This window comes from Paracoccus sp. UBA889, assembly GCA_002294185.1.
Classification (GTDB): domain Bacteria; phylum Pseudomonadota; class Alphaproteobacteria; order Rhodobacterales; family Rhodobacteraceae; genus Paracoccus.
This window is the reverse complement of sequence record DBFD01000067.1, coordinates 20,816-35,084: the sequence shown is the minus strand read 5'-3', so window position 1 is coordinate 35,084 and position 14,269 is coordinate 20,816. Positions and strand designations below refer to the sequence as shown.

Here is a 14,269-nt window from a genome sequence, read left to right as displayed (position 1 = left end):
GCCGGATCGGCCGGGGCCATCGCCGGATCGGCCGGGGCCGTTGCCGGGTCGGTGGCCAGCGTGCCACCAGCCGCCGGCGCGTTGGCACCCGGAGCCGCCTCACGCTCGCGGAACACGTATTCCGGCGCCGCATCGGCCTCTTCCTTGGTCAACTCGCTGGTGATCTCCTGCGCGTCATAGTTGACCTTCAACTGATCCCAGGGCACGGCGATCTGTTTTTCACCGATGCCCAGGAAGCCGCCCACACCGATGATCGCCGCGATCATCGTTCCCTGTTCGGCGTCCACGATCAGATCGTTGATGTCACCGATTGCGGTGCCGTCGGGCGCCGTGACCGAGGTATTGGTGATCCAGTCCAGCCGCAGTTCGTTCGGCGCCTGTTCCTGCGCGACCTTGCCGCTGGCGGCAACATCCGCGGCTGCGGCTGCAGCCTGATTGTCGGCCGCGGCGGGGTCCGCGGCCGGATCGGTCGTCATCGGTGCGGCCGCGCCATCAGCGGGCGCTTGGGTATTGGTATCCTGCGCAAGAACCGGCGCAACGCCGAGGGGCAGGATAAAGGCTGTGGTCAAAAGAAGCTTACGCATGTCTTCCTCCATTGGTTTTACCAGCACGACCGATCAATCCGTGCGACCGGCAGGCGCTTCGAAGGACTAATGTCGGTCGACGTGACCCGGTTCCTGCGTTTTGTAAGAGATGGGCAGGATTCTGCCCGTCCCGGCAGGAAAAGCCATGCGGCCGGCCCCTTCAGGGGAAGGATCTCGCGTCGCACTTCAACCAGATACGCTGGTGTCAAGAGGCCGGCATCGCCATCCCGCGCCCCTGCCATGACGGGTTTTCAGTCCTCGCCCCGGTAGGGCTGGACATATTGCAGCGCCATGTCCCACGGAAAGAAGATCCAGGTGTCCTGGCTGACCTCGGTGATCCAGCTTTGCACCATCGGCTTGCCCTTGGGCTTGGCATAGACGGTGGCGAAATGTGCCTTGGGATACATCTCGCGGATCAGTTCCAGGGTGCGGCCGGAATCGACAAGGTCATCGACGACCAGGATCCCGTCGCCATCGGCCATCAACCCGTCATCGGGGCGTTTCAGAACCTCCAGCTGGCCCTGGCCCGCCTCGGCGCCGATTCCGCGGTAGGATCGAATCGAGATCGTGTCGATGGTCCGGATATCCAGTTCGCGCGCAACGATCATCGCCGGGACCAGTCCGCCGCGTGTGACTGCCACCACGGCGCGCCATTCGGTGCCGTCCAGCCGCCAGGCCAGGGCCCGCGCATCGCGGTGCAACTGATCCCAGCTGACGTGAAAACCCTTTTCGTGCGGCAAGCGGTCCATCATCGCGTCGTCTCCTTCAATGGCGCAGGATCAGGGACAGGCCCAGAAGACCGATGGCCAGACCCGCGCCGCGATCGATCCAGAATTTCGCGGCATAATAGCGCCGCCGCAGCCAAGGCAAAGCCATCATGCTGGCCAGGGCGGAATAGAAGCCAAGTTCCACCGACACCGCTGTCAGATAGACCGCGCCCTTGTCCAGCGCCGACAGCGGCGGGGGAAAGATCGACAGGATCACGGCGGAATAGAACAGCGCCGGCTTGGGATTGGACAGGTTGAGCGCGATACCGGCGGCGAACCCGGTTCCGCGCCGCCCGCCGGCCGGGCCGGGCAAGGGATCGGCCGCATGGCGCCACATCCTCCAGGCGATCCAGATCAGATAGGCACCGCCGGCGATCTTCAGCGCGGTATAGGTCCAGGGCATCAGCCCGAACAGCATCGTCAGACCCAGAAGCGAGAACAGGCACCACAGCGAAGCGCCGAAGGCCAGCCCCCAGCCATAGGGCATCGCGCGGCCCCGACCCAGGGCGAAGGCGCTTTGGCTGACCGCGATCACGCCGGGGCCGGGCGACAGGATCGCCACCGCCAGCGTGGCCGTGAACAGCACAAGCTGATCTGCCGAAACGCTGTTCATCAGCCTTCTTCGTTGCCCAAATACCCCTGACCCGCCGGATCAGTCCTTTTTGACGGTGGCGATATCGGGCGCGTCAACCGCCTTCATGCCGACGACATGATAACCCGCATCGACATGGTGAACCTCGCCGGTGACCCCCTGGCCCAGTCGCGACAGCAGGTAGAGGGCGGAATTCCCGACATCCTCCTGCGTGACATTGCGCCGCAGGGGTGAGTTCAGTTCGTTCCACTTCATGATATAGCGGAAATCGCCGATACCGCTGGCCGCCAGTGTCTTGATCGGCCCGGCGCTGATCGCGTTGACGCGGATTCGGTCCTTGCCCAGATCCTCGGCCAGATAGCGGACCGAGGCTTCCAGCGCCGCCTTGGCGACGCCCATCACGTTGTAATGCGGCATGACCCGTTCGGCGCCGTAATAGGTCAGCGTCAGGATGGAACCGCCATCGGGCATCATCGCGGCCGCGCGCCGCGCGACGGCGGTGAAGGAATAGACCGAGATGTCCATCGTCTTCAGGAAATTGTCCCGCGTCGTGTCGGCATAGCGGCCACGCAGCTGATCCTTGTCGGAAAACCCGATGGCGTGGACCAGAAAATCAAGGCGGTCCCAGCCATCGGCCAACCGGTCGAACAGCGCGTCCACCGACGCCTCGTCGCCCACGTCGCAGGGCAGCACGGTCGTCGAGCCAAGCTGCCCCGCCAGCGGATCGACGCGCTTTTTCAGCGCCTCGCCCTGATAGGAAAAGGCCAGGTCCGCCCCTTCCGCGGCCAGGGCCTTGGCGATGCCCCAGGCGATCGACTTGTCGTTGGCCAGTCCCATGATCAGGCCCCGCTTTCCGGCCATCAGACCGCCCTGATGCTCGCTCGACATGTGGGACCTCTCGCCTTTTCAACTCGTTGTGATAGTGCTTAGGCCAAAGGCTTGGCAGCATCAAGCGTCAGGAAACACGAGGGATCACAAGATGACGGATCGCAGCGGCATCTTTGCGGGCGAGGACCCGTTCGACATCGCGCGGACATGGCTGGACGAGGCGAAGGCGGTCGAGCCCAATGATCCCGACGCCATCGCCCTGGCGACGGTGGATGATGAGGGAATGCCCGATGTGCGCATGGTCCTGCTGAAGCAGATCGAGGGCGCCGGGACCAGGGGCGCGTTCGTCTTCTACACCAATTACGACAGCGCCAAGGGCCGCCAGATTGCGCAGAACGGCAAGGCCGCCTTCGTCATGCACTGGAAATCACTGCGTCGCCAGATTCGCGTTCGCGGCGCCGTCACCCGCGAGGACGGTCCGCAGGCCGACGCCTATTTCGAAAGCCGCGCCCTGCAAAGCCGGCTGGGGGCCTGGGCCTCGCATCAGTCGCAGCCGCTTGACAGCCGTGCCAGCCTGGTTTCGGCCGCGGCGAAGCAGGCGCTGCTGCGCGGCCCCTCGCCGGCGCGCCCGCCCTTCTGGGGCGGCTTCCGCATTCATCCCCGACAGATCGAGTTCTGGGCCGACGGCGCATTCCGTCTGCACGACCGCTTCTGCTGGCGGCTGCAGGCAGATAATCGCTGGTTTGTCACGCGCTTGTCGCCTTGAGGCTTGACGCATGAGGTCTTCGGTATAAGGCTGGGAATGCCTCGCGTTGATTTGACCCGCTTGAAATCGGAGCGCCTTCATGTGACCTGTGCGCGCACCATATCTGGAGAACCGACAAGGTTGCCGGTTTGACGTTCTGAAACAAGCGCATTGCGCGGAATGAAATGACGATGAGTGATGAAAACGGTGCTGTTTTGCAAAAGGGCCTGGTCAAGTGGTTTGATCCGGGCAAGGGATACGGCTTCATCCTGAACGAACAGGGGGGCGCCGACATTCTGCTGCACGCCAACGTGCTGCGGAACTTCGGGCGGTCTTCCGTCGCCGATCAATCGCTGGTCACCTTCTATGTCCAGCCGACGGCACGTGGCCTGCAGGCCTCCGAGATCGTCTCGATCGAACCGCCGGAATCCGACGGAACGGCGCCGATCGCCGATCTGGACAACGGCATCATCGAACATCTCGACCAGTTGCCGCTGCATCCGGCGCGGGTGAAATGGTTCGACAAGTCCAAGGGTTTCGGTTTCGCCAATATCTTCGGCCATCCCGAAGATGTCTTCCTGCATGTCGAGGTGCTGCGCCATTCGGGTTTTGCCGACCTCGCCATCGGCGAAGCGATCGCACTGCGCGTCGTGGAAGGGCCGCGGGGCCTGATGGCCGCGCAGATCGCAAGCTGGGATCAGGGCATGACGACACAAGGGGGTGGCAGTGCCGAGATCCCGGGCCCTTTTGTCGATGACTCAGACGAGGCGCTGCTCGCCCATGTCGCGGAATAGACCGGTCGCGACCGCGCTTCTCCTGCTGACGATGATGAGCGCCGTGACCGCGCAGCCTGCGGTGGCTGCGCTGGAACCTGCGGCCTGCGCGCAGGACGTGGCTCTGTTCATGACCCCGGACGGAGCGCGCGCGGTCCGTGTCGAGATCGCCGACGATCCGCAGGAACGCGCCCGGGGCCTGATGTTCCGGGAATCGCTGCCAGCGGATACGGGGATGCTGTTTCTTTACGAAACGCCACGCGAATCCAGCTTCTGGATGAAGAACACCTATCTGCCGCTGGACATCGTCTTCATGGATGCGCGCGGCGTGATCCGCTACATTCACCGCAATGCCCGGCCGCTGGACGAGACCCCGATACCCGGCGCCCTGGCGGGCGATCCCGATCCGCTGCGGCTGGCGATTCTGGAAGTCGCGGCAGGAGAGGCCGACCGTCTGGGACTGGCTACGGGTCAGCCGATGGCCTATCCGGCGCTGGACCAGGGTCAGGCGGCCTGGCCCTGTCGTTAGGCCTTTCCCCGGCCGGCGCGATCCGCTAGAAGCCGCCTCGTCGGGGCGTAGCGCAGCCTGGTAGCGCGACGGTTTTGGGTACCGTAGGTCGGAGGTTCGAATCCTCTCGCCCCGACCACCATTCGCATTCCGACGCAGAGGGCATCAGTCCCCTTCGCCCCACGATAGGACCTGCCGGTATTGCTGCGCAATGGCTCGGGTCTTGCCCGCTGCCAGAGGTCAAATACCTTGGGCGTGCCGCATCACGACCATCCGGAATGATGGCATGCCCGAACAGAAGGCGCGGCGCGCGCTGTGAAGCGGCTGCGCGCCAGACGAAGGGCCGCAGCAAGTCCGACCCTAGATTGATGAACGGCCCGCGCGGGCAGCCATGCCCCAGATTGCCGCCAGCCCTGCGGAAAGGATCGCGTTCCAGCTGGCCATGGACAGGCCCACAAAGCGCCACACGACCTCGTCGCAGCGCACGACCGGGGCGGTTTTCAGCTTTGCCGTCAGATCTTTCAACGACATCTTCGCGAAGTCGGTCACCCCGCCCGAGCATTGCGACGGCCCCGGCCACCAGCCGATTTCGACCCCGGTGTGATAGATGGCAAGGCCCATAGCAACGGCTACCGCTGCCATCCCCAGCACGGACAGCGGTCGCACCCATCCGGTCAGCCAGATCAGCGCGCCGATCACCACCGCCACGACATGCGGCCAGCGTTGCAGGATGCACAATTCGCAGGGCGCATAGCCGGCGGCCTGAAATCCTAGCGCGGCGATCAGCAGGGCCGCCGAACCCGCGGCGGCCAGAAGGGCAAGTCTTGTTCCGGTCACAGATACCTCAACGCGGCAAAACCGCCGATCAGCGCAGCCATGAACAGGGTGAAAACCAGCCCAAGCCGACGCTCTATGAAGTCGCGGATCGGCGGGCCAAAGCGCCACAACAGCCCCGCGACGATGAAGAACCGGCCCGCGCGACCGATGATCGAGGTCAGGATGAACAACGGCAACGAAAAGCCGACGGCGCCCGAAAAGATCGTGATGACCTTGAACGGAAAGGGCGTCAGCGCCGCGAACAGCACCGCCCAGCCGCCATAATCCGCAAAGCGCGCGGCAAGCTGGGCATAGGCATCCTGCTTGCCATAGGCGGCCAGAACCGCCTGACCCAGGCTGTCCATCAGCGCCGCGCCGATCCAGTAGCCCAGCATCGCGCCCAGCACCGACCCGGCGGTCGCGATCAGCGCGACGGCCATCGCCTTCGAGCGACGCGCCAGAACCATCGGGATCATCAGCACATCCGGCGGAATCGGAAAGACCGAGCTTTCGATGAAACTGACGCCGAAAAGGGCGGTCATCGCATGGCGATGGGCCGAAAGCCCCATGGTCCAGTCGTATAGCCTGCGCAGCATTGCATTCCCCTTCGGATCGAAACGTTGCATCCTCTGCCGGGCGCGCGGCGTCAAGTCACTTCCGCGCCGCTCGCGTGCCCCGCGACCGTCCGCACGGCGCGAAAGCCGGGAACCGGGCGGGGTAAGCGGCGTTCGGCACAAGGGACCGCAGATCCTCGGAGGAAACCGTCGGATGAAATGGCAAGGCAGGCGCGGCAGCAGCAATATCGAGGATCGGCGCAGCATGGGCGCGACCGGGGCCGGCGGCATCGGCGTCGTGGGAACGCTGGTCGTGCTGGCCGTGGGATATTTCTTCGGCGTCGATATCACCCCTGTGATCCGCCAGATAGACCAGAGCCAGAACCAAACCCAGCAGGGGCGCCAAGGCAGCGTGCCGCTGACGCAAGAGGATCAACGCTGGGGCGATTTCGTTTCGGTCGTGCTGGCCGATACCGAAGAGGTCTGGGCCGGCATTCTTCCCGAACAGGCCGGCATGGATTACCGCAACCCGACCCTCGTGCTTTACGGGGGCGTGGTGCAATCGGCCTGCGGCGGCGCCTCGGCGGCAATGGGGCCGTTTTATTGCCCGAACGACCAGAAGGTTTATCTGGACACCGATTTCTTCAATCTGATGGCGCAGAAGATGGGCGCGGGCGGCGATTTCGCCTATGCCTATGTGATCGCCCACGAGGTCGGCCACCACGTGCAGAATCTTGTGGGCACGCTGTCGCGGGTCAACGCCAGCCGCCAGCGCATCAGCGAACGGGATTCAAACGCGCTGTCGGTCCTGACCGAGCTTCAGGCCGATTGCTATGCCGGGATCTGGGCGCGGCAGGCGCGGGATCGATTCGGATCGCTGGAACAGGGCGATCTGGAAGAAGCGGCCAATGCCGCCCGCGCGGTTGGCGACGACGTGATCCAGTCCGGCGCCGGACGGACGCCGGTGCCCGACAGCTTTACCCATGGCAGCGCCAGGCAACGCCAGACATGGCTGATGCGTGGTTTCGAATCAGGCGACATGGCGCAATGCCAGACATTCAGCGAGGCCGGACCCTGAGGCCCGCCACGCAGCCGGAAAGGAGGATGACATGTTGATAACGATCGGATTGCTGGGACTGGCCGGGCTTGCGGCCGCCCACGCTGCGCAGCCGCGCCCGCGCCGTGTGCGGGCGGATGCGCCCCGCCATTGATCTCACTACCGGGGCAGTCGCAGGCCGCGACCGTTCTGCATCTGCGCCCAGTCGGGCCACAGGTCCAGCCATTCCAACGCCAGGATGATCAGTCCGGCCGCCACGATCGCGAGAACCAGCTTGACCATCCGGGCGCTTGGCGGGTGCCGCGCCCATCGCGATGCGCGAAGAAACCAGATCAGGTTGTTCATTCCCGGCCTCGCCTGCTAGATGCGCAGAGCCGACCAGACAACGCGCCCAAAGACAAGAGCCCCGCCTTGCCGCAACACCAGGACAACCGCGACCTTCCCTACAGCGCCCGCCAGATGTTCGACCTCGTCGCCGATGTCGAACGCTATCCGGAATTTTTGCCCTGGAACAGCGCCGCCCGCGTACGGTCGCGCCAGACCCGACCGGACGGCGCCGAGGAGATCGCGGCCGATCTTGTCATCAGTTTCAAGGTCTTTCGCGAACGTTTCGGCAGCCGCGTCGTGTTGTGGCCCGCCGATCCCCGGACCGGCGCCCTGAAGATCGACACCGAATATCTGGACGGCCCGTTCAGATACATGCGCAGCGGCTGGACTTTCCACGACCGTCCTGAAGGCGGCTGCCGGGTGGAATTCTTTGTCGATTTCGAATTTCGCAACGCCATACTGCAACGCCTGATCGGCGTCGTCTTCCACGAGGCGATGGCGCGCATCGTCCGCGCCTTCGAGGATCGCGCCCGCAACCTGTACGGAGCCCCGTCATGACCGATATGCCACCCCCGCCCGCAGCCGAAGCCGCGACCGGCCCCGGCGATCCGTTGCTGCCCGCGAAACTGATCTATGGGCTTTACGCCATCGGCTATGCGGTAGCGATCACGACACTGGTCGGGGTGGTTTATGCCTATATCGCCAGGGGCCGGCACCCGGTTCTGGACACGCATCTGACCTTCCAGATCCGGACGTTCTGGATCAGCCTGCTGATCGCGGTCCTGGCCGTCGTCACGATGGTCGTGGGCCTCGGCTTCCTGATCTGGGCCTTTCTTGCGGTCTGGGGCGTGATTCGCGTCCTGTCGGGCTTTCTGCTGGCCAATGATGGCAAGCCGGTCACCGGCACGAAATACTGGGGCATGATGGCGTTCTGAGAACGCGCGACCCGGCATCCCCGGCTGGCCGGTCCGGCATCCGGGGCAAAGCGCCCCGGCCGGTCAGCTCAGCGCCGCTTTCAGCGCCTCGGCGCGGTCGGTCCGTTCCCAGGAAAACGCCGTCGCCCCGGCCAGCGCATGGGGATCGCGGCCGAAATGGCCATAGGTCGCGGTCGGCCGATAGATTGGATGCAGCAGGTCCAGGTCGCGGATGATGGCGAAGGGGCGCAGGTCGAAGACCTCGCGCAGGGCGGCCACGATCCGCTCGTGCGGCACCGTCTCGGTTCCGAAGGTGTTCAGGCTGATCGAAGTGGGCCGCGCTTCGCCGATCGCATAGCTGACCTGAATTTCGCACCGGCTGGCCAAGCCGGCTGCGACGATGTTCTTGGCCACCCAGCGTCCCGCATAGGCGGCCGAGCGATCCACCTTGCTGGGATCCTTGCCCGAGAACGCGCCGCCGCCATGCCGGGCCATGCCGCCATAGCTGTCCACGATGATCTTGCGCCCGGTCAGCCCGCAATCGCCGACCGGCCCGCCGATGACGAATTTACCGGTCGGATTGATGAAATACTTGGTTTCGGGCGACAGCCATTCGGCGGGCAGGACCGGCTTGATGATTTCCTCGATCACTGCCTCGCGCAGATCGGCCAGGGTGATTTCGGGATTGTGCTGGGTGGACAGGACCACCGCGTCGATGGCCTCGGGCCGGCCGTCCGCACCATAGCGCAGCGTCAGCTGCGACTTGGCGTCCGGGCGCAACCAGTCCAGCGTGCCGTCGCGCCGGACCTTCGACTGACGTTCCACCAGCCGATGGGCATAGGTGATCGGCGCAGGCATCAGCACGTCGGTCTCGTCGCTGGCATAGCCGAACATCAGTCCCTGATCGCCCGCGCCCTGTTCCTCGAGGCTCTGGCGATCGACGCCCTGATTGATCTCGGGCGATTGCTTGCCGATGATGTTGATGACCGAACAGGTGGCGCCGTCAAAGCCGACATCGCTGCTGGTATAGCCGATATCGTTGATGACGCCGCGCACGATGGATTCCAGATCGACCCAGGCGCTGGTCGTGATCTCGCCCGAGATGATGGCGACCCCGGTCTTGACCATGGTTTCGCAGGCAACGCGGGCGCGCGGGTCCTCGGCCAGGATGGCGTCCAGGATCGCGTCGCTGATCTGGTCGGCGATCTTGTCGGGATGACCCTCGGACACGGATTCCGAGGTGAACAGCGAATATTCGGTCATGAGGTCAGTACCGGTAATGATCTGATTTGAAGGGCCCCTCGGGCGTCACGCCGATGTAATCGGCCTGTTCCTTCGACAGGGTGGACAATTTGACGCCGATCTTGTCCAGATGCAGCCGCGCGACCTTTTCGTCCAGCGCCTTGGGCAGGATATACACGCCCGGCTGGTAATCCGCGCCCCTGGTCCACAGCTCGATCTGGGCCAGAACCTGATTGGTGAAGCTGGCCGACATGACGAAGCTGGGATGGCCGGTGGCGTTGCCCAGATTCAGCAGACGGCCCTGGCTCAGCAGGATGATGCGGTTGCCCGAAGGCATCTCGATCATGTCCACCTGATCCTTGACGTTGGTCCATTTGTGGTTCCGCAGAGCCGCGACCTGAATCTCGTTGTCGAAATGGCCGATATTGCCGACGATGGCCATGTCCTTCATCGCGCGCATGTGTTCCAGCCGGATCACGTCGCGGTTGCCCGTCGTGGTGATGAAGATGTCGGCGCTGTCGGCCACGTCTTCCAGCCTCACCACCTCGAACCCGTCCATGGCGGCCTGAAGCGCGCAGATCGGATCGACTTCGGTGACCTTGACCCGCGCACCGGCTCCGCGCAGGCTGGCCGCGCTGCCCTTGCCGACATCGCCATATCCGCAGACCACGGCGACCTTTCCGGCCATCATGACATCGGTCGCACGGCGGATGCCATCGACCAGGGATTCCTTGCACCCGTACTTGTTGTCGAATTTCGACTTGGTCACACTGTCGTTCACGTTGATCGCGGCGAAGGGCAGCAGCCCCTTGCGATGCAGGTCGTAGAGACGGTGAACGCCGGTGGTGGTTTCCTCGCTGACGCCCCGGATCGCGTCGCGCTGACGGGCGAACCATCCCGGCGTTTCGGCCATGCGCTTGCGGATCTGGGAAAACAGCGCCTCTTCCTCTTCGCTGGCGGGGGTGTCGATCAGTTCCGTCTCGCCCGCCTCGACCCGCGCGCCCAGCAGGACATACATCGTCGCATCCCCGCCATCGTCGAGGATCATGTTGGCCGTGCCGCCGTCCTTTTCATTGCCCCCGAAGCGGAAGATCCGGTCGGTATAGGACCAGTATTCGGCCAGCGTCTCGCCCTTGATGGCAAAGACAGGCACGCCGGTGGCGGCGATGGCGGCGGCGGCGTGATCCTGGGTCGAGAAGATGTTGCACGATGCCCAGCGGACCTCGGCCCCAAGCGCCACCAGCGTCTCGATCAGCACGGCGGTCTGCACGGTCATGTGCAGGCTGCCGGCGATCCGCGCCCCGGCCAATGGCCTGGCCTCGCCATATTCGGCGCGCAGCGCCATCAGCCCGGGCATCTCGGTTTCTGCGATGTCCAGTTCCTTGCGGCCGAAATCGGCCAGCGCGATATCCTTGATGATATGATCGGTCACGGGGTTCTTGCTTTCACAGATCGCGGGTTGCCGAGGGCATAGCGCAAGCAGCCTGCAGGGGAAAGAGGCCGCGCCCTTCTGTGGAGGACCGATCCCCTGGGCCTTCACGCGGGCCGGCCTGCGGCAAAAAAGGCTGCGACGGAACCCCAGATCCGCCGCAGCCCGGAAAGCGGCAGTGCGCTGCTCGCTTCCCGTCGGGTTCAAGCCTTTATTATGCCCGAAAAGCGAGAAGAAACATCCAAGCGCAATCGGATTGCCGTGACCCGGCGGACGTCACCGTGATCACGCGGGAATGTTCTGATTCCCGGAGCCGCGGGCGGGTACGCTGCCGCGCGCGGCACGATGAACAAAGTCACGCAGCGCCAGTTTGGCGATCCGGGCCGCCGAGAAACAGGGCACGTCCGGCAGCGTGTCGTGCAGCCGCCCCTCGACGATCATCCTGCCAAGCCCTATGACGAAGGCGTGCGAGGACAGGGCCATCAGCGGAATGTTCTCGTCCGGTTTCAGGCGGCCGGCATCGCGCGCACGTTCGAGGGTCCTGATCATCAGATCCACCATCGAATCGATATAGCGGCTGAGCTGCGGCGTCGCCTTGGCATTGAGAACACGTTCATCCTGCAGCAGGCGGAATTGCGAAGGGTTGGCGCTGGCCCAGTCGATATAGGTCTCGCCAAGCGCGATGAACTGGGCGACGGAATCGTCCGGGTCGACCTGAACGACCGCCTTCACCGACGAATCGATCAGCCATACCAGCGCCTGTTCGGCGGCGGCCACCAGCACGGAACGGTCGTCGGGAAAGATGCGATGCAGGTCCTTCGCCGGCACGCCGACCAGTTCGGCGATCTCGGCCATGGTCGGACGTCGCGACTGGCTTTCCTCCAGCAGATCGAGGGCCGCCCTGATCGAGCGACCGTGAAGACTGGTCCCGTCGGCGATGATCTGATGCTTGCTCATGTCCGCCTCGGCGCGTTCGCGTGATTCAGGGCGCAGGTCGCGGCCCGCACGGAAGACCGCAGCGCAATCGCCCCGAACCGAAAGCCGTGTTGCAGGGAAAACACACAATTCCGGTATGGGCAGGCTAACACGGAAAGGCGGTTCCGCAAACCTTCTAAATAGACAGTTTTACCTAGGGGAAAGCCTGATTCCATGGCGAAATTTCACCGCGATGGTCAGGCCTCCGCACGGGCCTGGCGTTTGCGTTCATGCGGATCCAGATGGCGTTTGCGCAGCCGGATCGTCTTGGGCGTGACCTCGACCAGTTCGTCATCATTGACATAGGCAATGGCCGCTTCCAGCGACAGGCGCACGGGCGGTGTCAGGCGCACGGCCTCGTCGGTGCCCGAGGCGCGGACATTGGTCAGCTTCTTGCCCTTCAACGGGTTCACTTCCAGGTCGTTGTCGCGGCTGTGTTCGCCGATGATCATGCCCTGATAAATCTGTTCCTGCGCGCCGATGAACATCTTGCCGCGATCCTCCAGGTTCCACAGCGCATAGGCCACGGACACGCCGTTCTCCATGCTGATCAGCACGCCTTGACGGCGCCCCTGTATGGCGCCCCTGTAGGGTGTCCAGCCGTGAAAGATGCGGTTCAGCACGCCATTGCCGCGGGTGTCGGTCATGAATTCGCCGTGATAGCCGATCAGCCCGCGCGAGGGAACATGGGCCACGATGCGGGTCTTGCCGAGGCCCGCGGGACGCATGTCGACCATATCGCCCTTGCGGTCCCCGGTCAGCTTCTCGATCACGACGCCGGTGTAGTCGTCCTCGACATCGATGATGACTTCCTCGACCGGTTCCAGGCGTTGGCCGTCTTCCTCGCGGAAGATCACGCGGGGGCGGCTGATCGACAATTCGAACCCTTCGCGACGCATGTTCTCGATCAGGACGCCCATCTGCAATTCGCCACGCCCCGAGACCACGAAAGCCTCGCCGCCGGGCGTGTCCTCGACCTTGATCGCGACATTCGATTCGGCCTCTTTCATCAGCCGCTCGCGGATGACGCGAGATTGCACCTTGCTGCCGTCGCGGCCGGCCAGCGGGCTGTCGTTGATACCGAAGGTAACGCTGATCGTGGGCGGGTCGATCGGCTGCGAGGGCAGGGCGGTCTCGACCTCGGGGGCGCAGATGGTGTCGGCCACCGTGGCCTTGGCCATTCCGGCCAGCGTCACGATGTCGCCGGCCCGTGCCTCGTCCACGGATTGCTGGGTCAGGCCGCGGAAGGCCAGCACCTTGCTGATGCGGAATTGTTCGATCCGCGCGCCGTCGCGCGCCAGTGCCTTCACCGTATCGCCAGCCCTGGCGTGACCGGCCTCGACCCGGCCGGTCAGCAATCGTCCCAAAAAGTTGTCGGCCCCGAGCGTCGTGGCCAGCATCTGGAAGGGCTCGTCGGTGCGGCTTATTTGCTTCGGCGGCTCGACATGACGCAGGATCAGGTCGAACAGGGCGGTCATGTCCTTGCGCGGACCGTCCAGCGTCTCGTCGCACCAGCCGCCGATGCCCGAGGCGTAGAGATGCGGAAAATCCAGTTGTTCATCCGAGGCGCCGAGATTGGCGAACAGGTCGAAGACATCGTTCAGCGCGTCATCGGGTTCGGCGGCGGGCTTGTCCACCTTGTTCAGCACGACGATCGGGCGCAGTCCAAGCGCCAGCGCCTTGGATGTCACGAACTTGGTCTGTGGCATCGGGCCCTCGGCGGCATCGACCAGCAGGCAGACGCCGTCGACCATGGACAGGATCCGTTCGACCTCGCCGCCGAAATCGGCATGGCCCGGCGTGTCCACGATATTGATGCGGGTGCCCTTCCATTCGACGCTGGTCGCCTTGGCCAGGATCGTGATCCCGCGTTCGCGTTCGATATCGTTGCTGTCCATCGCCCGCTCGGCGACGGTCTGGTTCTCGCGGAAGGCGCCCGATTGCCTCAGGAGCTGATCGACCAGCGTTGTCTTGCCGTGGTCGACATGGGCGATGATGGCGATGTTGCGAATGTCCATGCGTGGGGCCTTCCGGTTTGCGCCGCTGCCCTATCGCGGCAGGCCCGGAAAGGCCAGCGGAAATCGCCCTGTCTGGAAGGGGGGCGACTGCCCCGCAGCCGGCCCTCCGGGCGGCTGCCATGCGCAGCCGCCCGACGCCT

At 64.4% G+C, this 14,269-nt stretch carries 17 protein-coding genes and 1 tRNA gene; 7 read left to right on the top strand and 11 right to left on the bottom strand.

Annotated elements, in window-relative coordinates:
- From B4L36_RS13775 to fabI, 4 genes are all read right to left on the bottom strand, one after another.
- Positions 1-584, bottom strand: a 584-nt coding sequence (locus B4L36_RS13775) for a PRC-barrel domain-containing protein (protein WP_292958298.1), incomplete at its 3' end; no start/stop codon positions are given.
- Positions 585-835: 251 nt separating this feature from the next.
- Positions 836-1,336 (bottom strand): xanthine phosphoribosyltransferase, encoded by a 501-nt coding sequence (gene gpt, locus B4L36_RS13770; RefSeq protein ID WP_292958296.1) that lies wholly within the window; start codon positions 1,334-1,336, stop codon positions 836-838.
- A 13-nt stretch (positions 1,337-1,349) separates the two neighbouring features.
- Positions 1,350-1,964 (bottom strand): LysE family translocator, encoded by a 615-nt coding sequence (locus B4L36_RS13765; RefSeq protein WP_292958294.1) that lies wholly within the window; start codon positions 1,962-1,964, stop codon positions 1,350-1,352.
- 39 nt (positions 1,965-2,003) lie between these two features.
- Positions 2,004-2,831, bottom strand: a complete 828-nt coding sequence (gene fabI, locus B4L36_RS13760; protein ID WP_292958292.1) for an enoyl-ACP reductase FabI — start codon at positions 2,829-2,831, stop codon at positions 2,004-2,006.
- Between the two features lie 91 nt (positions 2,832-2,922).
- Here fabI and pdxH point away from each other — a divergent pair, with 91 nt between their 5' ends.
- The 4 genes from pdxH (at position 2,923) to B4L36_RS13740 (ending at position 4,936) form a co-directional block, all read left to right on the top strand.
- Positions 2,923-3,537, top strand: coding sequence for a pyridoxamine 5'-phosphate oxidase (gene pdxH / locus B4L36_RS13755; protein WP_292958290.1), 615 nt, complete (start codon positions 2,923-2,925; stop codon positions 3,535-3,537).
- A gap of 170 nt (positions 3,538-3,707) precedes the next feature.
- Entirely contained in the window at positions 3,708-4,310 is a 603-nt protein-coding gene (locus B4L36_RS13750) for a cold-shock protein (protein WP_292958288.1), read from the top strand.
- Positions 4,297-4,818, top strand: a complete 522-nt coding sequence (locus B4L36_RS13745) for a DUF192 domain-containing protein (protein WP_292958286.1) — start codon at positions 4,297-4,299, stop codon at positions 4,816-4,818. Before B4L36_RS13750 ends, B4L36_RS13745 begins: the two co-directional genes overlap by 14 nt.
- A gap of 41 nt (positions 4,819-4,859) precedes the next feature.
- Positions 4,860-4,936, top strand: a tRNA-Pro gene (locus tag B4L36_RS13740).
- A gap of 221 nt (positions 4,937-5,157) precedes the next feature.
- On the opposite strand, the gene B4L36_RS13735 is transcribed toward B4L36_RS13740, so the two are convergent.
- Entirely contained in the window at positions 5,158-5,634 is a 477-nt protein-coding gene (locus B4L36_RS13735; RefSeq protein ID WP_283646777.1) for a disulfide bond formation protein B, read from the bottom strand.
- Positions 5,631-6,209: a YqaA family protein gene (locus B4L36_RS13730; protein ID WP_283646776.1), complete on the bottom strand. Its 579-nt coding sequence runs from the start codon at positions 6,207-6,209 to the stop codon at positions 5,631-5,633. The genes B4L36_RS13735 and B4L36_RS13730 overlap by 4 nt, the downstream gene beginning before the upstream one ends.
- Before the next feature lie 172 nt (positions 6,210-6,381).
- Here B4L36_RS13730 and B4L36_RS13725 point away from each other — a divergent pair, with 172 nt between their 5' ends.
- Positions 6,382-7,245, top strand: coding sequence for a KPN_02809 family neutral zinc metallopeptidase (locus tag B4L36_RS13725; protein WP_292958282.1), 864 nt, complete (start codon positions 6,382-6,384; stop codon positions 7,243-7,245).
- A 138-nt stretch (positions 7,246-7,383) separates the two neighbouring features.
- On the opposite strand, the gene B4L36_RS13720 is transcribed toward B4L36_RS13725, so the two are convergent.
- Entirely contained in the window at positions 7,384-7,569 is a 186-nt protein-coding gene (locus tag B4L36_RS13720; RefSeq protein WP_292958280.1) for a hypothetical protein, read from the bottom strand.
- A gap of 66 nt (positions 7,570-7,635) precedes the next feature.
- Here B4L36_RS13720 and B4L36_RS13715 point away from each other — a divergent pair, with 66 nt between their 5' ends.
- A complete protein-coding gene (locus tag B4L36_RS13715; RefSeq protein WP_292958278.1) occupies positions 7,636-8,109 on the top strand; it encodes a type II toxin-antitoxin system RatA family toxin in 474 nt (157 codons plus the stop codon).
- Positions 8,106-8,486 (top strand): DUF4870 family protein, encoded by a 381-nt coding sequence (locus B4L36_RS13710; RefSeq protein WP_292958276.1) that lies wholly within the window; start codon positions 8,106-8,108, stop codon positions 8,484-8,486. The genes B4L36_RS13715 and B4L36_RS13710 overlap by 4 nt, the downstream gene beginning before the upstream one ends.
- A 63-nt stretch (positions 8,487-8,549) precedes the next feature.
- Here B4L36_RS13710 and metK read toward each other — a convergent pair whose 3' ends face one another.
- The 4 genes from metK to typA form a co-directional block, all read right to left on the bottom strand.
- Positions 8,550-9,728: a methionine adenosyltransferase gene (gene metK, locus B4L36_RS13705; protein WP_292958274.1), complete on the bottom strand. Its 1,179-nt coding sequence runs from the start codon at positions 9,726-9,728 to the stop codon at positions 8,550-8,552.
- A gap of 4 nt (positions 9,729-9,732) precedes the next feature.
- A complete protein-coding gene (gene ahcY, locus B4L36_RS13700) occupies positions 9,733-11,139 on the bottom strand; it encodes an adenosylhomocysteinase (protein ID WP_292958272.1) in 1,407 nt (468 codons plus the stop codon).
- Positions 11,140-11,421: 282 nt separating this feature from the next.
- Positions 11,422-12,093: a TetR/AcrR family transcriptional regulator gene (locus tag B4L36_RS13695; protein ID WP_292958270.1), complete on the bottom strand. Its 672-nt coding sequence runs from the start codon at positions 12,091-12,093 to the stop codon at positions 11,422-11,424.
- A gap of 215 nt (positions 12,094-12,308) precedes the next feature.
- Positions 12,309-14,129: a translational GTPase TypA gene (gene typA / locus B4L36_RS13690; protein ID WP_292958268.1), complete on the bottom strand. Its 1,821-nt coding sequence runs from the start codon at positions 14,127-14,129 to the stop codon at positions 12,309-12,311.
- Positions 14,130-14,269: the final 140 nt, after the last annotated feature.